This window comes from Streptomyces rimosus subsp. rimosus, from assembly GCF_000720725.1.
Classification (GTDB): Bacteria; Actinomycetota; Actinomycetes; order Streptomycetales; family Streptomycetaceae; genus Streptomyces; species Streptomyces rimosus_A.
Map to the genome: position 1 here is coordinate 1 of NZ_JOCQ01000125.1, position 23817 is coordinate 23817.

22 protein-coding genes are annotated in these 23817 nt (G+C 73.7%); 11 read left to right on the plus strand and 11 right to left on the minus strand.

What is annotated here, in order from left to right:
- Positions 1 to 346: 346 nt before the first annotated feature.
- The 4 genes from IH45_RS0137540 to miaA all read right to left on the minus strand — a co-directional run bounded on the left by IH45_RS0137540 (position 347) and on the right by miaA (position 5444).
- Positions 347 to 2665, minus strand: a complete 2319-nt coding sequence (locus tag IH45_RS0137540; protein WP_078897971.1) for a RelA/SpoT family protein — start codon at positions 2663 to 2665, stop codon at positions 347 to 349.
- Between the two features lie 141 nt (positions 2666 to 2806).
- On the minus strand, positions 2807 to 3748 hold the full coding sequence (dapF, locus tag IH45_RS0137545) for a diaminopimelate epimerase (protein WP_234440825.1): 942 nt from the start codon (positions 3746 to 3748) through the stop codon (positions 2807 to 2809).
- A gap of 94 nt (positions 3749 to 3842) precedes the next feature.
- Positions 3843 to 4397, minus strand: a complete 555-nt coding sequence (locus IH45_RS0137550) for a hypothetical protein (RefSeq protein ID WP_030679628.1) — start codon at positions 4395 to 4397, stop codon at positions 3843 to 3845.
- Positions 4398 to 4505: 108 nt separating this feature from the next.
- A complete protein-coding gene (gene miaA, locus IH45_RS0137555) occupies positions 4506 to 5444 on the minus strand; it encodes a tRNA (adenosine(37)-N6)-dimethylallyltransferase MiaA (RefSeq protein ID WP_030679631.1) in 939 nt (312 codons plus the stop codon).
- A gap of 184 nt (positions 5445 to 5628) precedes the next feature.
- Between miaA and IH45_RS0137560 the strand changes: the two genes are divergently transcribed.
- Positions 5629 to 5907 (plus strand): hypothetical protein, encoded by a 279-nt coding sequence (locus IH45_RS0137560; protein ID WP_030679634.1) that lies wholly within the window; start codon positions 5629 to 5631, stop codon positions 5905 to 5907.
- Positions 5908 to 5933: 26 nt separating this feature from the next.
- Positions 5934 to 6194 carry an antitoxin gene (locus tag IH45_RS0137565; RefSeq protein WP_030679637.1) on the plus strand — a complete coding sequence of 87 codons (261 nt, stop codon included), beginning with the start codon at positions 5934 to 5936 and terminating at the stop codon, positions 6192 to 6194.
- Positions 6195 to 6378: 184 nt separating this feature from the next.
- On the opposite strand, the gene IH45_RS0137570 is transcribed toward IH45_RS0137565, so the two are convergent.
- Positions 6379 to 7089 carry a class III extradiol dioxygenase subunit B-like domain-containing protein gene (locus tag IH45_RS0137570; protein ID WP_030679640.1) on the minus strand — a complete coding sequence of 237 codons (711 nt, stop codon included), beginning with the start codon at positions 7087 to 7089 and terminating at the stop codon, positions 6379 to 6381.
- 90 nt (positions 7090 to 7179) lie between these two features.
- On the minus strand, positions 7180 to 8664 hold the full coding sequence (gene miaB, locus IH45_RS0137575; protein WP_030679644.1) for a tRNA (N6-isopentenyl adenosine(37)-C2)-methylthiotransferase MiaB: 1485 nt from the start codon (positions 8662 to 8664) through the stop codon (positions 7180 to 7182).
- Positions 8665 to 8741: 77 nt separating this feature from the next.
- On the opposite strand from miaB, the gene IH45_RS0137580 reads away from it, so the two are divergent.
- Positions 8742 to 9740 carry a TAXI family TRAP transporter solute-binding subunit gene (locus tag IH45_RS0137580; protein ID WP_030679647.1) on the plus strand — a complete coding sequence of 333 codons (999 nt, stop codon included), beginning with the start codon at positions 8742 to 8744 and terminating at the stop codon, positions 9738 to 9740.
- 197 nt (positions 9741 to 9937) lie between these two features.
- On the opposite strand, the gene IH45_RS0137585 is transcribed toward IH45_RS0137580, so the two are convergent.
- The 4 genes from IH45_RS0137585 to IH45_RS0137600 form a co-directional block, all read right to left on the minus strand.
- Positions 9938 to 11395 (minus strand): DEAD/DEAH box helicase, encoded by a 1458-nt coding sequence (locus IH45_RS0137585; protein ID WP_107058794.1) that lies wholly within the window; start codon positions 11393 to 11395, stop codon positions 9938 to 9940.
- 158 nt (positions 11396 to 11553) lie between these two features.
- Positions 11554 to 11757, minus strand: a complete 204-nt coding sequence (locus IH45_RS0137590) for a cold-shock protein (protein ID WP_030603384.1) — start codon at positions 11755 to 11757, stop codon at positions 11554 to 11556.
- Positions 11758 to 11983: 226 nt separating this feature from the next.
- Positions 11984 to 13393: a sensor histidine kinase gene (locus IH45_RS0137595; RefSeq protein WP_030679659.1), complete on the minus strand. Its 1410-nt coding sequence runs from the start codon at positions 13391 to 13393 to the stop codon at positions 11984 to 11986.
- 18 nt (positions 13394 to 13411) lie between these two features.
- Entirely contained in the window at positions 13412 to 14152 is a 741-nt protein-coding gene (locus IH45_RS0137600; RefSeq protein WP_030679662.1) for a response regulator transcription factor, read from the minus strand.
- Between the two features lie 337 nt (positions 14153 to 14489).
- On the opposite strand from IH45_RS0137600, the gene IH45_RS0137605 reads away from it, so the two are divergent.
- The 8 genes from IH45_RS0137605 to IH45_RS0137640 all read left to right on the plus strand — a co-directional run bounded on the left by IH45_RS0137605 (position 14490) and on the right by IH45_RS0137640 (position 21570).
- Entirely contained in the window at positions 14490 to 15275 is a 786-nt protein-coding gene (locus tag IH45_RS0137605; protein WP_030679665.1) for an amino acid ABC transporter ATP-binding protein, read from the plus strand.
- A gap of 55 nt (positions 15276 to 15330) precedes the next feature.
- Positions 15331 to 16239, plus strand: a complete 909-nt coding sequence (locus tag IH45_RS0137610; protein ID WP_030679668.1) for a glutamate ABC transporter substrate-binding protein — start codon at positions 15331 to 15333, stop codon at positions 16237 to 16239.
- Between the two features lie 267 nt (positions 16240 to 16506).
- Positions 16507 to 17154 (plus strand): amino acid ABC transporter permease, encoded by a 648-nt coding sequence (locus IH45_RS0137615; protein WP_030679672.1) that lies wholly within the window; start codon positions 16507 to 16509, stop codon positions 17152 to 17154.
- A complete protein-coding gene (locus IH45_RS0137620) occupies positions 17151 to 18125 on the plus strand; it encodes an amino acid ABC transporter permease (protein ID WP_030679675.1) in 975 nt (324 codons plus the stop codon). The genes IH45_RS0137615 and IH45_RS0137620 overlap by 4 nt, the downstream gene beginning before the upstream one ends.
- Before the next feature lie 163 nt (positions 18126 to 18288).
- Positions 18289 to 20451, plus strand: coding sequence for an FAD-dependent monooxygenase (locus IH45_RS0137625; protein WP_234440826.1), 2163 nt, complete (start codon positions 18289 to 18291; stop codon positions 20449 to 20451).
- A gap of 33 nt (positions 20452 to 20484) precedes the next feature.
- Positions 20485 to 20571 (plus strand): putative leader peptide, encoded by an 87-nt coding sequence (locus IH45_RS1000000150905; RefSeq protein ID WP_312024649.1) that lies wholly within the window; start codon positions 20485 to 20487, stop codon positions 20569 to 20571.
- A gap of 79 nt (positions 20572 to 20650) precedes the next feature.
- A complete protein-coding gene (locus IH45_RS0137635; protein WP_030679682.1) occupies positions 20651 to 21196 on the plus strand; it encodes a cupin domain-containing protein in 546 nt (181 codons plus the stop codon).
- Complete coding sequence (locus tag IH45_RS0137640; RefSeq protein ID WP_030679684.1) at positions 21193 to 21570, plus strand: rhodanese-like domain-containing protein; 378 nt, start codon at positions 21193 to 21195, stop codon at positions 21568 to 21570. The genes IH45_RS0137635 and IH45_RS0137640 overlap by 4 nt, the downstream gene beginning before the upstream one ends.
- A 137-nt stretch (positions 21571 to 21707) precedes the next feature.
- Here the strand turns inward: IH45_RS0137640 and IH45_RS0137645 are convergent, their stop codons facing one another.
- Positions 21708 to 23051 carry a hypothetical protein gene (locus IH45_RS0137645; RefSeq protein ID WP_234440827.1) on the minus strand — a complete coding sequence of 448 codons (1344 nt, stop codon included), beginning with the start codon at positions 23049 to 23051 and terminating at the stop codon, positions 21708 to 21710.
- Positions 23052 to 23817 lie beyond the last annotated feature (766 nt).

Below are 23817 nucleotides of genomic sequence, written 5' to 3' on the forward strand. Positions count from 1 at the left end.
GCCTTCGGGTCCCCGGCCGGGGGCGGAGGCGGGGCCGCCGGGGCCGGGGGCGGGGTGGTACGAGGAAAGCGGCATGGGACACCGCTACCAGCGCGGTGCCCCGGCCCGTGGCCGACGCGGCAGTACGGCACCCGAACGAGGGCGGGCCGTACGTCCGTCGAGGCCGGTGGGGAACGGGTGTACCGACCGCACGCGGGGCGGGCGCCTCCGGGGATGCGCTGTCATCGTCCGCCGAGCGCCGGAGCGGGCGCCTCTCGGGCGCACCGCCATCACCGACCGCGCGCGGGAGTGGACACCCATCGGGAACGCGCCGCCCTTCTCGGCCACGCTCCGGAGCGGCCGCCCCTCAGGAACGCGCCGCCATGGTCGACCGCGCGCGGCCCGCCCGCAGTACGTCGAAGACGCCCGGGACCTGCCGCATCGCCCGCATCAGGGACGGCAGCTTGGCCGCGTCCGGCAGGTGGAGCGTGTACGTGTGGCGTACGCGCTGTTCGCGGGGCGGCTCCACGGCCGCGGCGACCACGGCGGCCCCCTCGGCGGCGATGGCCTCCGTGAGGTCGGCGAGCAGGTGCGGCCGGGTGAAAGCCTCGGCGAGGAGGGTGACCCGGCAGCCCTGCGCGCGGTTGCCCGCGCCGCGCCAGCGGGCGCCGACCGGCTTGCGCCCGGAGGCGGCCATCCGGGCCACCACCGGGCACAGCACCCGGTGGACGGTCACTATGCCGCCCCGTACGGCGAAGCCGGTGACGTGGTCGGGGGGTACGGGGGTGCAGCAGCCCGCGAGCCGTACGGTCGCGCCGGGGAGGTCGGTGGACAGCCCGGCGGTGTCCGTCCCGCCGGAGCGGCCGGGCGTCTCGGCGGCCCCGGCACCGCGCGCCCCGCCGGCGCCACTCGGCGCGCCCGCCCCCACCGCGCTCTCGCCCTCCCCTGTTTCCGCCCCCGGATGGGCGGCCAGCCAGCGGGAGATGGCGAGCCGGGCGGCCGGTGTACGGGTGTGGTCGAGCCAGTCGGGCGAGGGTCCGGCGGCGGAGTCGGGGGCCATGAGCAGGTGCAGGCTGTCGCCGTCGCACAGGACCGTGGAAAGGGTTGCGAGGCGGCCGTTGACGCGCGCGCCGATGCAGTTGTGCGCTCCTTCGCCGTAGAGCGCGTAGGCGGCGTCCACGCAGCTCGCGCCTGCGGGCAGGCCGACGGTGGCGGTGCCGTCCGTGCCCGTACCGGCGGCGCCCGTGCCGGCCGGGCCGCTGCTGTCGCCGAAGCCCCCTTCCGCACAGAAGACCGTGATCTCGCGGTCCTGGGCGAGGTCGGCGCGCAGCGAGGTCCAGAACGTGTCCGGGTCGGGGGTGGCGCGCTGCCACTCCAGGAGGCGGCACAGCCAGCCGGGCTGGGTCGGGTCCACCCGCTCCTCCCCGTCCTCGGCGGCGTGGTCGCCCTCCGTGCCGCTACCGGCGGGGCGCTCGGCCGCGGGCTCGGAGCCGTCCGCGGGGGCGTACGGGTTGCCCAGCGCGACGACCCCGGCCTCGGCGACACGGTGCATGCGGTGCGTACGGATGAGCGTTTCCGCAATGGCGCCGTCCTCGTCCGTGACGGCGGTGTGCAGCGACTGGTAGAGGTTGAACTTCGGCGCGGCGATGAAGTCCTTGAACTCCGAGACCACCGGCGTGAAGCAGGTGTGCAGCTCGCCGAGGACCGCGTAGCAGTCGGCGTCCTCGGCGACGAGCACCAGCAGACGGCCGAGGTCGGTGCCGGTGACCGTGCCGCGCGTCAGGCGTACGCGGTGCACGGATACCAAGTGCCGGGGCCGGACGAGGACTTCGGCGGCGATGTCGGCCTCGTCCAGGACGGCGCGCACCCGTTCGGCGATCGCGGCCAGAGGGTCCGGGCGGGCCGCGTGGCCGAGGACGAGGGCACGGGTGGTGGCGTACTCCTCCGGGTGCAGGATCGCGAAGACCAGGTCCTCCAGTTCGCTCTTGAGGGCCTGCACGCCCAGCCGTTCGGCCAGCGGGATGAGCACGTCGCGGGTGACCTTGGCGATCCTGGCCTGCTTCTCGGGGCGCATCACGCCCAGGGTGCGCATGTTGTGCAGCCGGTCGGCCAGCTTGATGGACATCACGCGTACGTCGTTGCCGGTGGCGACCAGCATCTTGCGGAAGGTCTCGGGCTCGGCGGCGGCGCCGTAGTCGACCTTCTCCAGCTTGGTCACGCCGTCGACCAGGTAGCAGACCTCCTTGCCGAACTCCGAGCCGACCTGATCGAGCGTCACCTCCGTGTCCTCGACGGTGTCGTGGAGCAGGGAGGCGGTCAAGGTCGTGGTCTCGGCGCCCAGTTCGGCCAGGATCAGGGTCACCGCGAGCGGGTGGGTGATGTACGGTTCGCCGCTCTTGCGCAGCTGGCCGCGGTGCGAGGACTCGGCGAGCGCGTAGGCCCTGCTCAGGGTGTCCAGGTCGGCGTCCGGGTGGTGGGCGCGGTGCACCTTGGCGACGTGCTCCAGGGCGTCCGGCAGGCCGTCGCGGGGGGCCGGCCCCAGGAGCGCGGCCCGGCCGATGCGGCGCAGGCCGCGCAGCTCCAGCCGGGGGCGGCCGCGTTTGCGGTGCGAGACCTCGCCCAGGTCGGGCGGACCGGCCTGGACCGGCGCGACGGGATTACCAGGGTTCGTGGCCTCTGCGCTCATGGGCACCTCCGGCGGCGTCGACCGGCGGTCGGGCGCCCGCAGTCGGTCGCCCCGGGCCGGTGCTTGATGCTACCGAGCCCATCACGCAGCGCTGTCCCGCTCTCGCCCAGCGTGAACCGGATCACCCATTCGAGCGAAGTCTCAGTCGAGGGCCGTGACCAGCCACGCCGGGTCCAGCGTGCCGTGCGCGACGATCACCGCGGGGCCGGTCATCTCGACCGTGCCGTCCGGCAGCTCGGTGATCGACAGGCTGCCGCCGGGCAGGTCCACCCGGTAGGTGACGGGGCTGCCGGTGGCCGCGGGATCGGCGCCGTCCCGGCGGGCGGCGGCGACCGCGACGGCACAGGCGCCGGTGCCGCAGGAGCGGGTCTCGCCGGCGCCGCGCTCGTGGACCCGCATCGCGACGTGGCGCGGGCCGCGGTCGGCGACGAACTCGATGTTGACGCCGTGCGGGTAGACGGAGGCTGGGCTGAACGGCGGGACGCCGTACAGGTCCCCGGCGTGGTCGAGGTCCTCGACGAAGGCGACGGCGTGCGGGTTGCCCATGTTGACGTTGCGGGCGGGCCAGCTGCGGCCGCCGATCGTGACCGTCACGCCGTCCGGGAGCAGGTCGGCGCGGCCCATGGAGACCGTGACGTCGCCGTTCTCGGCCAGCCGCACCCGCTTGACGCCGGCCCGGGTGGCGATGGCGAACCCGCCCGCGCCGGCCAGGCCGGCGTGCTGGAGGTAGCGGGCGAAGACGCGGACGCCGTTGCCGCACATCTCGGCCACGGAGCCGTCGCCGTTGCGGTAGTCCATGAACCACTCGGCCTCGGCGGCCTGGGCGCGGGCCGCGGGGTCGGCGGCGGAGCGCACCACGCGCAGCAGGCCGTCACCGCCGACACCGGCCCGGCGGTCGCAGATCCGCGCCACCGCGTCGGCCGACAGGTCCAGGACGCCGTCCGGGTCGGGGACGATCACGAAGTCGTTCTCCGTGCCGTGGCCCTTGAGGAAGGCGATGCCGCGGCCGGGGCCGCCCGCGGCGGCCGGCGCGGTGTCCACTGCGGCCTCCGTGGCCAGTGCGGTTCCCGGTGCGTTGGTCATGTCTGCATCGTACGGCCCGGCAGTGACAGCCCGCTTTCCCGCCCCGGCCGGGCACGGGCGAGGGGCACCGTCACCGGCAGACCGCCACCGGCAGTCAGTGCAGCCGGGCGACCCGCCATACGGCCAGCAGGGCGAGGACGGCCACGACCGCCGCGTACGCCAGGACGACCCGCCAGTCCGGGCGGCGGCCGGAGCCGCGGGCGGGCAGGCCGGGCCAGGTGTGGCCGACCCGGCGGGCGGCCATCATGCCCCAGCCGGCGGCGCAGCCGAACAGCAGCAGGCCGAGCATGGAGATCACCGCGCCGCTGTCGCCGCCGAACTCGAAGGCGAGCGGGAAGGCGAACATCAGCGAGCCGAGGATGGCGAGGCCCACGATGGGCGCGAGCTGCCAGATGCGCAGCCGGCGCGGCGGGCGCAGTTCACGGAAGGACTCGCCGCCCTCCACGGCCGGCTCCGGGCCGTCCGAGCCGTCCAGGGACGCCGGACGTGCCGGTCCGCCCAGCGCGCCGGGCCCGACGGCATGGTCCGGGGCGGCCCCGTCGGGGCCGAAGGACCCGGGTCCGTCGTGGGTCAGCGACTCCGTCGCGTCCCGCTGTCCGTCGCCCCGACCGTCCGGTTGCTGCGGTCTGTTGCGAGGGCCGGCCTCCATCGCCACGCGCCCTCCCCACTGCTGACTGCACGCCTCGATCGAAGGTCGATGATGACACGCTCCCGGGGGCCCGGATGACGGGCGGAGCGTCCCGATGCCATGACGTGATCAGGCTGTGACCGGGGGCGCTACCAACGCCAGCGCCCGCTCCGGGAGTTCCGCGCGGTCCGCGGCGGCACCGCTGAGCCAGTGGACCCGGGGGTCCCGGCGGAACCAGGAGTCCTGGCGGCGGGCGAAGCGCTTGGTGGCCCGGACCGTCGCGTCCCGCGCCTCCTGCTCCGTGCACTCCCCCGCGAGCTGGGCGAGCACCTGCTGGTAGCCGAGGGCCCGGGAGGCGGTACGGCCCTCGCGCAGCCCCGCGTCCTCCAGCCGCCGCACCTCGTCCACCAGGCCCTCCTCCCACATCCGGTCCACCCGGCGGGCGATGCGCTCGTCCAGCTCGGGGCGGGCCACGTCGACGCCGATCTGGACGGTGTCGTAGACCGCCTCGTGTCCCGGGAGGTTGGCGGTGAAGGGGCGGCCGGTGATCTCGATCACCTCCAGGGCGCGCACGATGCGCCGCCCGTTGCCCGCCAGGATGGCGCGGGCGGCCTCGGGGTCGGCGGCGGCGAGCCGGGCGTGCAGGGCGCCGCTGCCGTGCTCGGCCAGCTCGGCCTCCAGGCGGGCGCGCACCTCGGGATCGGTGCCGGGGAAGTCGAGGGCGTCGAGGGCGCCGCGTACGTACAGGCCGGAGCCGCCGACGAGGACGGGCGTGCGGCCCTCGGCGAGCAGCCGGTCGATCTCGGCACGGGCCAGCCGCTGGTACTCGGCGACGTTCGCCGCGCGGGTGACGTCCCAGATGTCCAGGAGGTGGTGCGGGACGCCCTGGCGTTCGGGCACCGTCAGCTTGGCGGTGCCGATGTCCATTCCGCGGTAGAGCTGCATGGAGTCGGCGTTGACGACCTCGCCGCCGAGGTGCCGGGCGAGGGCTACGCCCAGATCGGACTTTCCGGCCGCGGTGGGACCGACGACGGCGATGACCCGGGGTGCGGGAACTGCGGTGTTCACCGGCCCAGTCTCGCAAACCCCCGGGCCTGATCTCGAACGAGCGACGTGACGGCTCGCCTCCGTGTTCGTTGCCTGATGCGAGGTTCCGGCCGCCGGTTCACGGACCGGAGCCCGCGGGCGGCGCAATGGGACGCTCCGGGCGCCCCGGGATTTCGCCCGCACGAGTAACGTATGGAGTGGAGTTATGGGCGTGTTTTCACGGTTTCGTCGCCGTAAGAGCGAAGCATCGACGGAGGAGGCCGCCGCCGCGACACTGACGGCGGAGCCGGCCGAGGGTGACGAGTCGGCGGACCGCCCCGACGGGGCCGCCGCGCAGGCGGAGCAGGAAGGGGCGGGTGCGGACGCGAAGCCGTCCGCCGAGGAGGCCGGTGAGGCCGCTGCCGCCGAGGGTGTCGAGATCCCCAAGCAGCAGTCGGCCGACGAGGCCGCCGACAGCGAGGCCGGGGAAGGCGCCCGCAAGTAGGACGCGGTACGCAAGGAAGGTGGCCCATGGGCCTGCTGGACAACCTCAAGGCCACGTTCGGTCCGCTCAAGGACCGGGCCGGTGATCTCGCGCGGCAGCACGGGGACCGGATCGAGCAGGGCCTCGACAAGGCCGCACGGGCGGTCGACGAGAGGACCGAGGGCAAGTACAGCCGTCAGATCGGGAGCGGCGCCGGCAAGGCGAAGGACGCCCTCGGCCGGCTGGCCGGGGAATCCCGCCGGTCCGGCGGCAGCGGCGGCACCAGCGCGCGGGGCCCGGCCTCCTGAGGCAGGCACGGGGTCCCGGGCCGGACGGCCCGCACGGCGTACGACGGCCGCGGAGCGACGCGCTCCGCGGCCGTCGGCGTGTCACCGGGGCGCGCGTGCGTGGATCCGCGCCCCGGGGCACTTCCGTACGCCCTCCGAGCGAGCCGTCGCCACAAGAGCCGCCACTGCGGCCAGGCCGCGGCCGTTACGACCAGGCCGCCACGAAGTACCCCACCCCGTACGGAGCCTCCTCGCGCAGCAGCTCGCCGCGCAGCCCGGCGCCCTCCGCGGCGCCGGCCAGGACCTGCCAGCAGACCCGTCCGGACGCCTTCAGCTCGCTCGCCAGCTCGGCGTCGAGCCCGGCCAGGGCCTCGGTGTCCGCGGCCCCCAGAGCGCGCGCCACGGCCGCGTCGAAGGCCTCGGCCCGCTCGTCGTAGTAGCCCGGCGCCTTCACCGTCCGGCAGGCGCTGCCGTCGCCCATGACCAGCAGGGCGACCCGCTCCGCCGACGCCGCGATCTCCCGGCCGACCTGGGCGCAGCGGTCGCCGGCCAGCGGCTCGCCGACGCCCAGTCCCTCGACCGGCGCGTCCGCCCAGTCCGTACGGGCCAGCAGCCAGGCGCCGACCGACAGCGACGGCGGCAGCGGCCGCTCCGGAGGCGTCTCGGCGGCGCCCAGGCTCACGTCCAGGTCCACGCCGAAGCCGCGGAAGGAGCCCACCGCGCCCTGTCCGTGCGGCCCGCGGCCCGCCTGTTCGGCGGGGCCGACGACGACCAGCCGGTCGGGCCGGGCCGCGGCGAGCACGCCGACCGCGTCGAGCGCGGCGGCCCGCAGGCCGTCCAGCTCGGGTGCGGCTCCGGAGGCGACGTCCGGGACGAGGACCGGCGGACACGGGCAGACGGCGGCGGCGACAAGCATGGCTGGAACCCTAGCAAGGCGGCCGTACAGGGCAGGGCAGCCCGACGGCGCGACCGCGCCGCGCGGGGAGCCTCTGCCCCGCCCGTTCCGTCAGTCGCAGCCGCAGCCCGCCGCCGGGGCCGGGCTCGGCGCCGGGGCGCCGATCGTCGGCAGGCCCAGCATGACGCCCGCCGGCTTGGCGGCCGGGGCGGCGTTGCGCTTCTCCCAGGCGTCGCCCGCGCGCGTACGGCGGACGGCCTTGGCGGGGCCCTCGGCGAGCAGGTGGTGCGGGGCGGCGTAGGTGATCTCGACGGTCACCATGTCGCCGGGGCGCACCGGCTCCTCGGGGCGGGTGAAGTGCACCAGGCGGTTGTCGGGCGCGCGGCCGGACAGGCGGCGGGTGGCGTCGTCCTTACGGCCCTCGCCCTCGGCGACCATCACCTCCAGGGTGCGGCCGACCTGCTTCTTGTTCTCCTCCCAGGAGATCTCCTCCTGGAGGGCGACCAGCCGCTCGTAGCGCGCCTGGACGACCTCCTTGGGGATCTGGCCGTCCATCTCGGCGGCCGGGGTGCCCGGGCGCTTGGAGTACTGGAAGGTGAAGGCCTGCGCGAAGCGGGACTCGCGGACCGTGTGCAGGGTCTGCTCGAAGTCCTCCTCGGTCTCGCCGGGGAAGCCGACGATGATGTCCGTGGAGATGGCGGCGTCCGGCATCGCGGCGCGCACCTTCTCGATGATGCCGAGGAAGCGCTCCTGGCGGTACGAGCGGCGCATCGCCTTCAGGACGGTGTCCGAGCCGGACTGCAGCGGCATGTGCAGCTGCGGCATCACGTTGGGCGTCTCGGCCATGGCGGCGATCACGTCGTCGGTGAAGTCGCGGGGGTGCGGCGAGGTGAAGCGGACCCGCTCCAGGCCCTCGATCCTGCCGCAGGCGCGCAGCAGCTTGCTGAACGCCTCGCGGTCGCCGATGTCGGAGCCGTAGGCGTTCACGTTCTGGCCGAGCAGGGTGATCTCGGAGACGCCCTCGTCGACCAGTGCCTCGATCTCGGCGAGGATGTCGCCGGGGCGGCGGTCCTTCTCCTTGCCGCGCAGGGCGGGGACGATGCAGAAGGTGCAGGTGTTGTTGCAGCCGACCGAGATGGAGACCCACGCCGCGTAGGCGCTCTCGCGGCGGGTGGGCAGGGTGGAGGGGAACGCCTCCAGCGACTCGGCGATCTCGACCTGGGCCTCCTCCTGGACGCGGGCGCGCTCCAGGAGGACCGGCAGCTTGCCGATGTTGTGCGTCCCGAAGACCACGTCGACCCAGGGGGCCTTCTTGACGATGGTGTCGCGGTCCTTCTGGGCCAGGCAGCCGCCGACGGCGATCTGCATGCCCGGGCGCGCGGCCTTCTTGGGCGCGAGCTGGCCGAGGTTGCCGTAGAGCCGGTTGTCGGCGTTCTCCCGCACCGCACAGGTGTTGAAGACGACGACATCGGCCCCTTCGGCGTCCTTGGGCGCAGGGACGTATCCGGCGTCCTCCAGCAGGCCCGACAGCCGCTCGGAGTCGTGGACGTTCATCTGGCACCCGTAGGTGCGCACCTCGTATGTCTTCGCACTCATCTCAATCGACCAGGGTACGTGTTCCCACCGGCACCTCGCCCCTCCCGTTCCCGGTACGGGACTGGCAGGATCCCGCCATGGTTTCCGTACTCCCCCGCACCGGCGGCCGCCGGGTGCTGCTCGCGGCCGCTGCCGCGCTGGGCGCGCTCGGTCTGCTGCTGTGGTGGCTGCTGCCACTGGGCGGCCCGCCCACGCCGTCCGGGCAGGTGACGCTGACGACCGGTGTGCGGTCCGGGGTGTACGCGCGCTACGGCGAGCTGCTCAAGCAGGATCTGGGCCGGGACCTGCCGCGGGTCGACGTACGGCTGATGAACAGCGCGGGGTCGCTGGACAACCTGGACCAACTGGCGAACGGAAACGCCCAGTTCGCCATCGCCACCGCGGACGCGGTGGCCGAGCAGCAGCGCCTCGACCCGCGGGCGGGGGCCCGGCTGCGGGCCTGCGCGCGGCTGTACGACGACTACATGGCGTTGGTGGTCCCGGCCGGCTCCCCCGTCCGCTCGACCCGGGACCTCAGAGGGCTGCGGGTCGGCGTGGGCGGGGACGGCTCCGGCGTCCAGCTGGTCACCCGGCATCTGCTGAAGGCGGCCGGGCTGGATTTCGGCCATGACATCGAGGCGGTACGGGTGGGTATCGACCGGATGCCGAAGCTGCTGGAGGAGAAGGAACTGGACGCCTTCTTCTGGTCGGGCGGGCTGCCGACCTCGGCCGTGCAGCAGGTGGCCCGGCGGATGCCGGTACGGCTCGTCCAGCTCGGCGACCTGATCCCGGCGCTGCACCGGCAGGGCGAGACGTCCCGCCACTACCGGGCGGCCGTGATGCCGGCCGACGCCTATCCGCAGGTGCAGAACGGGCAGGCGATCAAGACGGTCGCGGTCGCGAATCTGCTGGTGACCACCGACCGCGAGGATCCGGTACGGGTCGAGGCGATCACCCGGACCGTCATAAGGAGCCGGGACCGGATCGGGACCGAGGTGCACGCCGCGCAGAAGGTGGATCTGCGGACCGCGGTGTTCACGGATCCGCTGCCGCTGCACGAGGGGGCGCGGCGGTATTACGTGTCGGAGAAGCCGTGACCCGCGCGTGGGGCGCCGCGGAGAACCGGCGTGGGGCGCCGCGGAGAACCGGCGTGGGGCGCCGCGGAGAACCGGCGTGGGGCGCGTACCGGTGCCGGAGAGGCCCGGGCCGGTGCCGGGCACGTACGGACGCCGGAGAGACCGCGGGAAGCCCGGCGCGGGGCGCGTACGGACAGCCGTGCGCGCCCCGGCGCGTGTCAGGCCTGCGGACGCGGGGTGCGCGGCCCCTTCGGGGCGCGCGAGGGGCGCCGGGCCGGACGGGCGCCGTTCGCCGCGCCCGCCCCGCTGCCCGCGGAGCCGCCGGAACCACCGGAGCCGCCGGAGCCGCCCCGACGCGGACGCCGCCGCCGGCCGCCCCCCGCGGGCTTGGGCCGGTCCTGCTGCCGGTCCTGCTGCGCGGGCACGTCGAGCACGACCGGCTGTCCGGACGGGGCCTGCGCGCCGGTGATGCGTATCAGCGCGCCGTCGCCCGGCCGGACCCGTGCCGTACCGGGGGTGATCTTCGCGCGCGCCATCAGCCGGTTCATGTCCCGGCGCTGGCCGGGCGTGACCAGGGTGACGACGGTGCCGGACTCGCCGGCCCGCGCGGTGCGGCCGCCGCGGTGCAGGTAGTCCTTGGCCTCGGTCGGCGGGTCGACGTTGACCACGAGGTCGAGGCCGTCGATGTGGATGCCGCGGGCGGCGACGTTGGTGGCGATCAGCGCGGTGGCCCGGCCGGTGCGGAACTGCTCCAGGGTGCGGGTGCGCTGCGGCTGGGACTTGCCGCCGTGCAGCGCCGCGGCCCGTACGCCCTGGGCGAGCAGGTGCTTGGTGAGCCGGTCGGCGCCGCGCTTGGTGTCCACGAACATGATCACGCGGCCGTCGCGGGCGGCGATCTCGGTCGCGGTGGCCCGCTTGTCGGTGTCCTCCACGTACAGGACGTGGTGCTCCATGGTGGTGACCGTCGCGGCCGACGGGTCCACGGAGTGGGTGACGGGGTCGGTCAGGAACCGGCGGACGAGCTTGTCGACATTGCGGTCCAGCGTCGCGGAGAACAGCATCCGCTGGCCGTCCGGGTCCACCTTCTCCATCAGGCGGGTGACCTGCGGCAGGAAGCCCATGTCGGTCATCTGGTCGGCCTCGTCCAGGACCGTGACGGCGACCTGACCGAGGGTGCAGGCGCGGCGGTCCAGCAGGTCGGCGAGCCGGCCCGGGGTGGCGACCAGGATCTCGGCGCCCTTGCGCAGCGCGGCGATCTGGCGGTTGATCGAGGTGCCGCCGACGACCGTGGTGGTGCGCAGGCCCACCGCCGCGGCGTACGGGGCGAGCGCGTCGGTGACCTGGGTGGCCAGCTCGCGGGTGGGCACGAGCACCAGCGCCAGCGGGCTCTTGCTCTCGGCGCGGCGCCCGGCCGTACGGCTGAGCATCGCCAGCCCGAAGGCCAGGGTCTTGCCGGAGCCGGTCCGGCCGCGGCCCAGGACATCCCGGCCCGCGAGGGTGGCGGGCAGCGTCGCGGCCTGGATGGGGAACGGCTCGGTGACGCCCTGCGCGCGCAGCTCGGTCTGGAGGGCCGGTGCCAGCGGCAGCTCGTCGAAGGAGACGGCGGGCGGCTGGGGTGACGTCTGCGCGGACGTCTTCGGTGCGGCGCTCTGTCGCGGTGCGGTCGCTCGGGTCACTGAAAGCCCTTCTGTGGCGGGGAGATGCCGTGCGGTCTGCGGACCGCGGGTACGGGGGTGCGCCCGCGGGTCGTACGGCCGGGCGGCGCGTACGGACGCGTACGCATACGGACGGGGCCCGCACCGGCCGGTGCGGGCCCCGTCCGCTGACGCGGGCGTCAGGCGGGGATGATGTTCTCCGCCTGCGGGCCCTTGGGGCCCTGGGTCACGTCGAAGTTGACCTTCTGGCCTTCCAGGAGCTCACGGAAGCCCTGGGCCTGGATGTTCGAGTAGTGGGCGAAGACGTCGGGGCCGCCGCCGTCCTGCTCGATGAAGCCGAAGCCCTTTTCCGAGTTGAACCACTTCACGGTGCCGGTGGCCATGTTTTTCTCCTTCTGGAGGCGCAAACCGGAGACCGCACTGCGCGGCCTCCCTGTCGCCGAGATGATCGCCACACACCGGAGTAAGGTCCGGAAAACAAGGAACGCCCGGGGCTTCAGCCACCGGGCGCGCACAAAGTTCATGGGTACCACAACTGCAACGCCGTCAACGGTAACACACGTCCATTCCGGCGCCGGGTGGTGCGGGACGGTGCCCGCGCGCGGGCGGTCAGGGCGCGGTGCGCGGCATCTCCACGGTCACCCGCAGCCCGTGCGGCCGGTGGGGCGCGAAGGAGAGGGTGGCGCCCCCGGCGGCCAGCAGTGCGCGGGTGATCGACAGGCCCAGGCCGGAACCGGAGACGTTCTGGTGGCGTCCGCTGCGCCAGAAGCGGTCGCCGATGCGGGTCAGTTCGTCCTCGGTGAGGCCGGGCCCGTGGTCGCGGACGGTGATCCGTACGCGTTCGCCGTCCGGTGCCGCGCCGACGGTGACCCGCTCCCCGGCGGGCGTGAACTTCAGGGCGTTGTCGACCAGCGCGTCCAGGGCGCTGGAGAGGGCGACCGGGTCCGCCCAGCCCGTGACGGCCCGCTGCCCCTCGTAGGACAGCAGCACCCCCTTGTCGTCGGCCAGCGGGCGCCAGGAGTCGACGCGTTCGGCGGCCAGCGCGGCGACGTCGGTGAGCTGGAGGTCGGCGGCGGCGTGTTCGGCGAGCGCCAGGTCCAGCAGGTCGTCCAGGACCCGGGCCAGGCGCTTGCCCTCCGTACGGACCGAGGCGATCTCCGCGTTGCCCTCGGGGAGTTCCAGGGCGAGCAGCTCGATGCGCAGCAGCAGCGCGGAGAGCGGGTTGCGCAGCTGGTGGGAGGCGTCGGCGACGAAGGCGCGCTGCTGCTCCAGCACGTCTTCGACGTTGTCGGCCATCTCGTTGAACGAACGGGCCAGGCGGCGCAGTTCCGGCGGCCCGGAGGCGGGGGCGACCCGGGAGTTCATCCGGCCGGTCGCGATGTCGTGGCTCGCCGCGTCCAGGATGCGCACCGGGCGCAGCACCCAGCCGGTGAGCCGGAAGGCGGCGGCCACCGCGACGAGCATGGCCAGGCACTCCCCGGCCACGATCAGCAGCCACCCGTGCAGGATGCGCGAGCGCATCTGCCCGGTGGGCGAGTCGGTGAAGACCACGGCCACCACGTCGCCGTCCCGGATGACGGGCGAGGCGACGGGGATGCGGCCGCCGTCGTCCCAGGGCAGGATCTGGCGGGGGTCGTGGCTGCGGCGGCCCGCCAGCGCCTCGCTGAAGGCCCGCGCGCCCTCCCCCTGCTCCGGTACGCGCCAGCCGGCGGGGGCCGCCGCCATGGGCGTCCCGTCGCGGAAGAAGACGCCCGCGCGGATGCCGTACAGGTCGTGGTAGCGCCGCAGCTCGGCGCCGAGGGTGGACTGCCGCTCGTCCTCGTCGGGGGTCTCGCGGCCGGTGCCGGGCCGGGCGGTGACGTACTGCGCCAGGGAGGCGAAGCGCGCCGCGTCGTCGATCCGGTCGACGACGACCCGCTGCTGTTCGACGGTGGCGGTGATGCCGGCGAGCGGGAAGCCGAGCGCGAGCAGTACGCCGGCCAGCAGGACGATCAGGAGCGGGAGGAGTCGGGTGCGCACGGTGCGGTGCCGGGGCCGTCAGGAGGCCGGGCCGGCCGGTGACACGACGGCGGGCGGGGCCACGAGCCGGTAGCCGACCCCGCGCACCGTCTCGATCAGCGCGGGCATGCCCAGCTTCGCGCGCAGCGAGGCGATGTGCACCTCCAGCGTCCGGCCGGTCCCCTCCCAGCTGGTGCGCCACACCTCGCTGATGATCTGCTCCCGCCGGAAGACCACGCCGGGCCGCTGAGCCAGCAGGGCGAGCAGGTCGAACTCCTTGCGGGTGAGCGGTACGGCGGCGCCGCCCACGGCCACCTGGCGGGTGGGCAGTTCGATGGTGACGGTGCCCAGCCGCAGCGCCTCGCGCGGCGCGGCCTCGTCGGCGGGCGGCTCGCCGCCGGCGGCGGGCGCGGAGGTGCGGCGCCGGCTGACGGCGTGGATACGGGCGAGGAGTTCGCCGGTGTCGTACGGCTTGACCACGTAGTCGTCCGCGCCGAGGTTCAGGCCGTGGATCCGCGAGCGTACGTCGGCCCGCGCGGTCACCATGATCACCGGGGTGGTGCCGAGCCGCCGGATCCGGCCACAGACCTCGAAGCCGTCCTGGTCGGGCAGGCCGAGGTCGAGCAGGACCACCCCGAAGGGCTCCCGGCCGCCGGGGAGCAGGGCGTGCAGCGCCTCCTCGCCGCTGCGCGCATGGGTGACGTCGAAGCCGTGCCGGGCCAGCACGGCGGACAGGGCGGCCGCGACATGGTCGTCGTCCTCCACGAGCAGCAGCCGCACCGGCCCCCTCCTCACGATGTCCGCCCTGCCGCGCATATCCGGACGCGCGGGTGCATAGGTGTACGCCCGCACGCGGGCGCGTACGAGGCCGGGCCGCCCGCCGGGCGGCCAAAAGGCATCTACGGCGATGGACGGTACGCACGTCAAGGGGGTATTCCCGGAGGGGCGGTTCCGTTATGCAGCCGGTACACCGGGCGCCGGGGCCGCGCGACCCGTTCACGCCGCGTGGTGCCCCGCGGCCGTATCGTTATGCTCAAATCCCGCTCAGATGTGATGACGCTGGTCGCGGGGCGTCATTAGGGTCCTCCCCAACCGAGGAGGACGGAGCTGTACGCCGATGAGCGAAGTATCGGTGACCAAGAGCGACAAGGGTCCCGCGCCGGCGGGCGACCCGCTGGTCGTGCTGGACAACGTGAACAAGCACTTCGGCGCGCTGCACGTACTCCAGGACATCGACCTGACCATCCGGCGCGGTGAGGTGGTCGTGGTGATCGGGCCCTCCGGGTCCGGCAAGTCGACCCTGTGCCGCACGATCAACCGGCTGGAGACCGTCGACTCCGGTTCCATAGCGATCGACGGCAAGCCGCTGCCGCAGGAGGGGCGCGAGCTGGCCCGGCTCCGCGCCGACGTGGGCATGGTCTTCCAGTCCTTCAACCTCTTCGCGCACAAGACGGTGCTGGAGAACGTGATGCTGGGCCAGACCAAGGTCCGCCGCACGGAGAAGAAGGCGGCCGAGGAGAAGGCCCGGGCCCTGCTGGACCGGGTGGGGGTCGGCACCCAGGCGGACAAGTACCCCGCCCAGCTGTCCGGTGGGCAGCAGCAGCGGGTGGCGATCGCCCGGGCCCTGGCGATGGACCCCAAGGTCATGCTTTTCGACGAGCCGACCTCGGCCCTCGACCCGGAGATGATCAACGAGGTGCTGGAGGTCATGCAGCAGCTCGCCCGGGACGGCATGACGATGGTCGTGGTCACCCACGAGATGGGCTTCGCCCGCTCGGCCGCCAACCGCGTCGTCTTCATGGCGGACGGCCGGATCGTCGAAGAGGCCGAGCCGAACCAGTTCTTCAACAACCCGCGCAGCGACCGGGCCAAGGACTTCCTTTCGAAGATCCTCCACCACTGACCCCGCGGCCGGTCATCATGATTGCCAACTTCCGCTGAACCGAAGGATGTTCACCATGAGGATTCGTAAGACGGCCGCGGCGGGTGCGGTGGTGCTCGCGCTGGCGGCGACGGCGACCGCATGCGGCGGCGAGTCGGGCACGGCCGGCGACAAGGCGTCCGGCGGGGATGTCTACAGCGGGACCTACCCGGTCAACGACAAGGCGAACGTGAACTCGCCGGCCTGGAAGAAGGCCAAGCAGGCCGGGAAGATCACCATCGGCGCCAAGGCCGACCAGCCCTACCTCGGCTTCCAGGACACCACCGGCAAGCGCACCGGCTTCGACATCGAGATCGCCAAGATGATCGCCGCCGACCTGGGCTTCTCCGAGAAGCAGATCGAGTTCAAGACGGTCGACTCCAACGTCCGCGAGACCGCGATCTCCAAGGGCCAGGTCGACTACTACGTCGGCACGTACACGATCAACGACGAGCGCAAGAAGCAGATCGACTTCGCGGGCCCGTACTACACCGCGGGCGCGGACCTCCTGATCCGCCGGGACGACACGTCGATCACCGGCCCGGAGACCGTCAAGGGCAAGAAGGTCTGCTCGATCGTCGGCTCCACCCCGCTCCAGGAGATCAAGAAGCCGAAGTACGGGGCCACCACCACCGAGCTGGCCAAGTACTCGCTGTGCGTCAAGCAGCTCCTCGACGGCCAGGTGGACGCGGTCACCACGGACGACGCGATCCTCAAGGGGTACGCGGCCGAGCGGCCCACGAAGCTGAAGGTCGTCGGCAAGCCGTTCACCAAGGAGCCGTACGGCGTCGGCCTGCAGAAGGGCGACAAGGCGCTGCGGGACGCGATCACCGACGCGCTGGAGAAGCACATCAAGAACGGCGACTACAAGAAGGCCTACGAAGGCACCCTCGGCAAGTCCGGGACCAGCTTCGTCGCGCCGCAGACGCCGCTGCCGCGCGGCTGACCCGCATCGCACCACCCCTGCCCGCTGCCGCACGCCCCGTACGCCGCCTCGGCGGGCGTACGGGGCGTGGGTGCCTGAGGAACCGCGCGCCGGGACGCCCGTGCGCACGCGGGCGCGAACCCTTGCCGCGCCCCCGTACGCCCATCCGTACACCGCGTACGGAAGCGTCCGCGGGCCCGAGCACGTCCGTACCCCCGCACCGCGCACACCCCGCGCCGGGCCGTCCACCCGTCCGCCGCTGACCCTGACCGCTACCGCGGAGAACCCATGAACGTACTCCTCGACTACCTACCCGAGTTCCGCAACGGGTTCCTCGGAACCGTGTCGCTGACCGCGGCCAGCGCGGCGCTCGCCATCCTGCTGGGCCTCCTCATAGCCGGTTTCCGGGTCTCGCCCGTGCCCCCGCTGCGCGCCTTCGGGACCGCCTGGGTGACGCTGCTGCGCAACACCCCGCTCACCCTGCTGTTCCTGGTCGCCTTCTTCGTCGTCCCGCAGGTCCTCTTCCCGGGCACCAGCCCGTTCGTCCTGGCCACCCTGGCACTCGGCTTCTACACGTCCTCGTTCGTCTGCGAGGCCGTGCGCTCCGGCATCAACACCGTGCCGCTGGGACAGGCCGAGGCGGCGCGCAGCATCGGCATGACCTTCATCCAGACGCTGCGCATGATCATCCTTCCCCAGGCCACCCGCACCGTGCTGCCGCCGCTGAGCAGCATCCTGATCGCGCTCACCAAGAACTCGGCCATCGCGGGCGCCTTCAGCAACACCGAGCTGTTCAACGTCTCCAAGCTGCTCAACGACCAGGGCCGGCCGATCGGCTGGATCTTCCTCTGGATCGCCCTCGCCTACTTGATCATCACGTTCGCCATCAGCGGCATCTTCCGGCTGCTGGAGCGCCGCCTGGAGGTGGCCCGATGACCAGCGTCCTCTACGACGCCCCGGGGCCCAAGGCCAAGGTCCGCAACCGCGTCTACACCGTCGTGGGCGCGCTCGCCGTCGTCGGCCTGCTCGTCTTCGTCGTGCTGCGGCTGGCCGCCAAGGGCCAGTTCGCGCCGGAGATGTGGAACATCTTCAACAACGCGGGCGTACGGACCAACATCCGCAACGGCGTCCTGACGACCCTCCAGGTCTTCGCGGTGGCCGCGGTGCTCTCCCTCGTGCTCGGCGTGCTGCTCGCGGTCGCCCGGCTCTCGGAGCACAAGCCGGTGCGCTGGCTGGCGACCGGCTTCATCGAGGTCTTCCGGGCCGTCCCGCTGCTGATCACGATCTACGCCCTGTGGGTGATCCTGCTCTCCTACAAGGAGGAGCTGGGGCTGACCGGCGACTCCCCGCAGTTCTGGGCGCTGGTCGTGGGTCTGACCGTCTACAACGGCGCGGTGCAGGCGGAGGTGCTGCGCGCCGGTATCAACGCGGTGCCCCGGGGCCAGCGCGAGGCGGCCTACGCGCTCGGCATGAGCAAGACGCAGGTCATGACGACGGTGCTGATGCCGCAGGCCATCCGGGCGATGCTACCGACGATCATCAGCCAGCTGGTGGTGACCCTCAAGGACACCTCGCTCGGCTACGTCATCACCTTCGAGGAGCTGCTGTACACGATCCAGCAGATGGCCAGCACCATCGTCGTCAACGACGAGAACCCGTACGTGCCGATGATCATCGTGGCCGGCGCGATCTACGTGGTGATGTGTCTGGCGCTGTCCGCGCTGGCCACCTGGATCGAGCGGCGCGGCCGGCGGTCCAGGACCGGCATCGCGGTCGCCGGGGTGGCCGAGCCGGTCACGGCGTCGGACGCGCTGGAGGGCGCCGACGGCACGCTCGGCGGTCCGGTCGACACCCGGCGGCCCCCGGACATCCCGCCCGTGGGCGGCGGGGGCGGCGCCGGGAACTGACGGCGTGACATCGTGGACGGGGGCAGTGCCGCGCGCGCCGCTGCCCCCGTCACTTGACGCGGGCGCCCGCAGTGGGTTGCATACGCTGTGTGATCGCGCACCGGGCTCCAACTGCCAGTTCCCGTACGTCCCGTAAGTATCCGCGCACCGGGGTGGCCACGCCGTGGACCCGGTGATCGTCGTCGGGGCCGGCCCGGTCGGCCTCGCGCTCTCCCTCTCCCTCGCCCGCCTCGACGTTCCGTGCGTCATCCTGGACGAAGCGCCCGGCGCCACCGATCCGCGGCCCGCCCGTACGGTCGTGCTGCGCCCCGACACCACCGCGTTCCTGACCCGGCTGGGCTGCGGCCCGGCCCTGGACTCGGCGGGCACGCACTGGACGGCCTGGCGCGCGGTGCGCCGACGGCGCCTGCTGGAACGGGTCGAGTTCGGCCCGGAGAACCCCTCCCCCCTGCACATGCCGCAGCACGCGCTGACCAGGGCGCTGCGCACCGCGCTCGCGGGCGAGCCCCTGGTCCGGATCGTCGCGGACAGCCGGCTCGACGAGCTGAAGCAGGACGCGTACGGCGTCAGCGCCCACACCCGCGGCCACAACGGTGCCTGGTGGCGGGCCAGTTATCTGGTCGGCTGCGACGGCCCGCGCTCGACGGTCCGCAAGCTGCTGGAGGTGCGCTTCCCCGGCCGTACGGCGGTCGAGCGGCATGCGGTCGCGGCGTTGCGTACGGAACTTCCCTGGCCCGGTGAGGCGTTGCTGCACCGCTCGCCCGCCCGGCAGGGCGGCGGCGGATCCGGCGGCGAGGTGACGGCCCGGCCGCTGCCCGGCGGGCTGTGGCGGCTGGACTGGCTGCTGCCGCCCGGCCGGGACCTGGTCACCCCGGACGCGCTGGTGGCCCGGATCCGCGATTCGCTGGCGGTGTGGGGCGCCGAAGCGGCGTCGGGGGGCCTCGGGGCGGGGGACGGTCCTGCGGGGTCCGGTGCGCAGGGTCCTGCGGGGTCCGGTGCGCGCGTCCCCGCGGGTTCCGGTGATCCGCGCGTTCCGGCCGTACCGCCGTACGAACTCCTCGACACCGGCGTGCACACGGTGCACCACCGCCTGGCGCGGCGCTGGCGGCGCGGGCGGGCCTTCCTCGCCGGGGACGCCGCCCACCTGCTCGGCGCGCTCGGCACACAGGGCCTGGACGAGGGGCTGCGGGACGCCGAGAACCTCGCGTGGAAGCTGGCGCTGGCCTGGCACCAGGGCGCCTCCGAGGCCCTGCTGGACAGCTACCAGGCGGAGCGCCGCGGCGCGGTGACGGCCCGGCTGCGCGCGGCCGACCGGGCGCTGCCGCTGTTGCGCGACGGCGAACGGGGCGGCCGGTGGCGCGCGGTGCTCCCGGGTGCGGCCCGCGGCCACACGGCGATGCTCACCGACGGCCACTTGGGGCGCGGCCCGCTCGGCGCGCCCCCCACGTACGCCCGCTCTCCCCTCGCCCCGGTCACCGATCCGGCGGGGACGATTCCGGTGGCGACACCGGTCGGCGCGCCGGTCGCGGACGTCCCGGTGACGGCGCCGGACGGGTCCCTGGTGCCGCTGCGCACGCGGCTGGGCCGACGGCTGCTGGTGGTGCTGGTCGCGCCGGGTACGGGCGTGTGGGAGCGGCGGCACTGGAAGTCGGCGGGCGTGATGCCGCGGCTGTCGAAGGCGGTGGCGGCCCTGCCGATGCGCGCCGAGGTGCTGGTCGCCGAGGCCTATCCGGGCGCGGTGGCGCACACCGTCCTGGTCGTACGCCCGGACGGACACCTGGTCGCGGCGATGGGCGGCGTACGCCCGGCGGAACTCTACGCGTGCGCGGACGCGGTACGGGGCGGGGGAGCCGGGGCCGGTTCGGGTGGGTCGGGCGTGGGCGGTGCGGATGGAGTGGGTGGAGTGGGTGGAGAGGGCGGAGAGGGGGGCGATACCGGGGGGCGGTCTCGTATGGACGCCGAAAGGGCGCGCCCAGGGGATCGGCCGGACCCTTATCCGGCCCCTTATCCGGATGCGCGATCGGGAGCACACCCGGAACCGCCTCTGAAACCGCACCCGGAATCACATCCGGAACCGCACCCGGAACCACACCTGGGATCGCACCCGGAACCACACCTGGGATCGCACCCGGAACCACACCTGGGATCGCGCCTGGAACCGCGCTCGGACAGGGGCCCGGAATCCCGCCCGCCCGGCGGGCCGACCCCCGTCGACGGCACGTTCTCGCAGGCGGGCGGGGAGGCGCCGGGGGGCGCACCGGGCAACGTGCCGCGGGACGTACCGGACGGCGTGTCCGAGGCGCAGGTCCGGTCGGTCGGCGGTTGACCCTGTGGGAAACCCCGTGCTTCACTCCGGAACGTGACGGAAAGCGGTTCGCGATTCTGGCGGAGGGTCCATCTGGACCTGGTCCGCTACGCGGGCTGCGTGTGTCGTCCGTCCTGCTGATCCGCATCCATGCCCCCGCGCGCCGCCGCGTTCACCGCTGCCCGCGCGCGTCTCTTCGCGATCACTCAGGACGGTTCCTGTGCCCGATGTACGTACCCCTGCGCGCCCGCGCCCTGCCGCCACCGGCGGCCCCGGCCCCGGCGCCGCCGAACTCCTCGACTTCGTCCGCCGTACCGCCGCCGACGCCCCGCTCGTCGCCTCCCTCCCCCTCGACCCCGAAGGCCGCACCTGGATCCGCCTGGAGGGGCCCGGCGGCAGCGAGGCGTGGCTGATCGGCTGGCCGCCCCGTACAGGTACCGGCTGGCACGACCACGGCGGCTCGCACGGCGCGTTCGCCACCGCCGCGGGCGAGCTGACCGAGCAGTCGCTCGCCGCCCAGCTGCCCACCGAGGGGTGGAAGACCCTGGAACTGGCGGACGGCGTGGACCGGCAGCGGACGCTGGCCGACGGCCGCGGCCGCGCCTTCGGCCCGCACCACGTCCACCAGGTGCTCAACCTCTCCCCCGAGACCCACGCCGTCTCGGTGCACGCCTACTACCCCCCGCTGCCGCTGATGCGCCGCTACAGCCGCACCGGCCCGGTCCTGCGCCTCGAAGAGGTCGAGCGCCCGGAGGACTGGCGGTGAGCGCCGTCGACGCGCTCCTGGAGGCGGCGCGCGCCGGGCTCGACCGGGTGACGCCGCACCGGGCCGCGGAGGTCCAGCGGGACGGCGGACTTCTGGTGGACATCCGCTACGCGGCGCTGCGCGAACGCGACGGCACCATTCCCGGCGCGCTGATCGTCGAGCGCAACGAACTGGAATGGCGCCTGGACCCCACGGGCGCCCACCGCGCCCCGGAAGCCACCGGCCACGACCTGCCGGTGGTGGTCGTCTGCAATGAGGGCTACGCGTCGAGCCTCGCGGCCGTGTCCCTGCGGCAGCTGGGCCTGTACCGGGCCACCGATCTGGTGGGCGGCTTCCAGGCGTGGCGGTCGGCCGGGTTGCCCGTACGGGGGTGATACGGGGGTGGTACGGAAGTGAAGGGACGGCGGGCCTGCCTGGGGCGGGCCCGCCGGTCCGGGGTCGCTGTCCGGCCCGGTACAGCTGTCCGGCCCGGCGCCGCAGTCTGGTCCGGCGCCGCTGTCCGGTCCCCCGCTCAGGGTCGTACGGCGTCGAACTGCCGCACCACCAGGGGCAGTGCCGCGCGCACCGTCCCGTTGTGATCGAGGTCCCCGACATCCGTGAGCCGGTTCACGGCCCCGTTGGCGGTCAACTGGCGCTGACAGTGACGGGCGTTCTCGAAGTCCACGTCCTTGTCACCCGTGGCGTGGTACAGGTGCACCGGCACGTCCGGGTGCCAGTCACAGGTGGTGTCCAGCGCATTCAGCCGCTGCGCCAGCTTCCCCGTGGGGTTGCGGACCCTGTCGAGGAATTCCCGGGTGAACAGGTCCTTCGAGGACGCCGGCAGAGCGGCGGCTATCTCGGACGCCTTGTGGTCCCCGTCGAAGAGAGTTTCCACCGTCTTGTCGTACGGGGCGCGGAACGCCTGCCCCGGCGTGTCGTACAGGCCGTACAGCCGATTCCACGCGGTCGCGAAGTACGCCAGGTAGAGCGACGACCGGACCACCTTGTCGTTCGCCGCGGCGGCCTCGAAGGCGCTCAGGTCGAAGGGGCCGGCGACCGGGGCGAGCGCGCCGAGTCGGAAGTACGGGTCGGCGCCCTGCTGAAGGGCCCGCCCGACCATCATGGTGGCGGGCCCGCCCTGGGAGAAACCGCTGACCAGGACGTGTCTGCCGAGGATGCGGCGATCCTGCCGCGCAAACGCGCGGGCCGCACGCAGCGCGTCGACCGAGGCGGTGACGGTCGCCCGCGGGTCTCCGTACGGATGGGTGCCGGGGCCCACGCCCAGGCCTAGGTAGTCCGGCGCGGACACGGCCCGGCCGGTGGAGGCGAAGAGCAGGGCCGCGGCCCGGTCGGTGGACGCGTCGTTCACCGAGGCCACGTCGCCCCGGTACACGGTCGTACCGTGCAGCCAGGACACGACCTGGAGATCACGCTTGCCGTTCCGGGGCATGACGACCAGCTGGCTGGCCGTGGTGGGCCGCCCATCGGCGCCGCGGGTGCGGTAGACGATGCGATGGGCCCGTACGCCGTAGCGGACCTGGTCCGCGTCGATGCCTGCCTTCTCCAGCCGGGCCACGACCTCTTTCGCGTCAAGATCGGCGACGAGGGTGACGGAAACAACCGAACCGGCACCCGAGCGCCGCTCGGCCGTGGCCGGGGAAGGGCGGGAAGCGGCGGACCAGGCATCGGCCCCGGCCGCCCCTGCCGTCGTGGCTGCTGTCCTCGGAGCCGTAGCTGTAGCCGTAGCCGTTGCTGTAGCCGTAGCTGCTGCCACGGCCGGAGCCGTGACCGTGGCCAGTACGACCGCGGCACAGCCCAACGCGAGGGCAGCGCCGCCCGGTGAGGTGGACCGCCCACGGAATCGATTGAAGATCATGGCCTGAACTCTGCCGTCCACGACAGACAGGGCACATTGCGGCCAACCTCCGTTCCGGCGGGGGGCTTTCCCCCGGGTGAGGCCCCGGGGGACGCCCCGGGCGGGGCCCGAGGCGGGCCCCGGACGAGGCCTCGGGCGGGGGCTTCCACCGGGTGAGACCCGAGGCGGGGCCCCGGACGAGGCCTCAGGTGGGGCTCTCCCCCGGGTGGGGCCCGAGGGGCCAGGTGAGGGCCGCCGGTGGAGCTTCCCCGGATGGCGCTTCCCTTGGTGGGGGCCTTCGTATTTCCTCGGTGCGGGCGGGCTGTCCTACTTTCCCCGGGTACGGCGGGCCCGCATCGTTAACCCCAGGTGCGGGCGACCGGATCGAGTTCCCAGGTGCGGGGACCGAATCACGTTCCCGAGCGCGGGGACCGAATCAAGTCTCCTGGTGCGGGGACCGAACCATGTTCCCGGGTGCGGGGGCCGAATCGTTCCCAGGCGCGGGCGGCTGCATCGCTTCCCCGGTACAGACGGCCGCTTCACTCCTCCGGGAGGCGGGAGCCCCATCGTTTCCCCGGGGCGCGGGGCACCCATTGCTACGTTCCCTCGGCCACCCAGCCGTCGCCAACCACCTCGCCGCCTGAAACGCGACGCGTTCGCCACCTGCCACGGGCGGCCCGGCCTCCGCGCGGCCGCGTAGATGCGCGGCGCTTCGCGCTCGCAGGGCCAGACGCCCCGCCCCGTTCCGAGCGCTTCTCTCCCTTCCCCCCCGCCCGCCCTCCCCCAC

What these genes read in the sequence shown, in the direction of transcription:
- IH45_RS0137550 (WP_030679628.1), bottom strand. Translation starts at nt 4,397, where the DNA reads ATGGAGGCCGGCCCTCGCAACAGACCGCAGCAACCGGACGGTCGGGGC.
- IH45_RS0137540 (WP_078897971.1), bottom strand. Translation starts at nt 2,665, where the DNA reads ATGAGCGCAGAGGCCACGAACCCTGGTAATCCCGTCGCGCCGGTCCAG.
- IH45_RS0137620 (WP_030679675.1), top strand. Translation starts at nt 17,151, where the DNA reads ATGACCAGCGTCCTCTACGACGCCCCGGGGCCCAAGGCCAAGGTCCGC.
- IH45_RS0137590 (WP_030603384.1), bottom strand. Translation starts at nt 11,757, where the DNA reads ATGGCCACCGGCACCGTGAAGTGGTTCAACTCGGAAAAGGGCTTCGGC.
- IH45_RS0137570 (WP_030679640.1), bottom strand. Translation starts at nt 7,089, where the DNA reads ATGCTTGTCGCCGCCGCCGTCTGCCCGTGTCCGCCGGTCCTCGTCCCG.
- IH45_RS0137615 (WP_030679672.1), top strand. Translation starts at nt 16,507, where the DNA reads ATGAACGTACTCCTCGACTACCTACCCGAGTTCCGCAACGGGTTCCTC.
- miaB (WP_030679644.1), bottom strand. Translation starts at nt 8,664, where the DNA reads ATGAGTGCGAAGACATACGAGGTGCGCACCTACGGGTGCCAGATGAAC.
- IH45_RS0137560 (WP_030679634.1), top strand. Translation starts at nt 5,629, where the DNA reads ATGGGCGTGTTTTCACGGTTTCGTCGCCGTAAGAGCGAAGCATCGACG.
- IH45_RS0137580 (WP_030679647.1), top strand. Translation starts at nt 8,742, where the DNA reads ATGGTTTCCGTACTCCCCCGCACCGGCGGCCGCCGGGTGCTGCTCGCG.
- IH45_RS0137645 (WP_234440827.1), bottom strand. Translation starts at nt 23,051, where the DNA reads ATGATCTTCAATCGATTCCGTGGGCGGTCCACCTCACCGGGCGGCGCT.
- IH45_RS0137610 (WP_030679668.1), top strand. Translation starts at nt 15,331, where the DNA reads ATGAGGATTCGTAAGACGGCCGCGGCGGGTGCGGTGGTGCTCGCGCTG.
- IH45_RS0137565 (WP_030679637.1), top strand. Translation starts at nt 5,934, where the DNA reads ATGGGCCTGCTGGACAACCTCAAGGCCACGTTCGGTCCGCTCAAGGAC.
- dapF (WP_234440825.1), bottom strand. Translation starts at nt 3,748, where the DNA reads ATGACCAACGCACCGGGAACCGCACTGGCCACGGAGGCCGCAGTGGAC.
- IH45_RS0137605 (WP_030679665.1), top strand. Translation starts at nt 14,490, where the DNA reads ATGAGCGAAGTATCGGTGACCAAGAGCGACAAGGGTCCCGCGCCGGCG.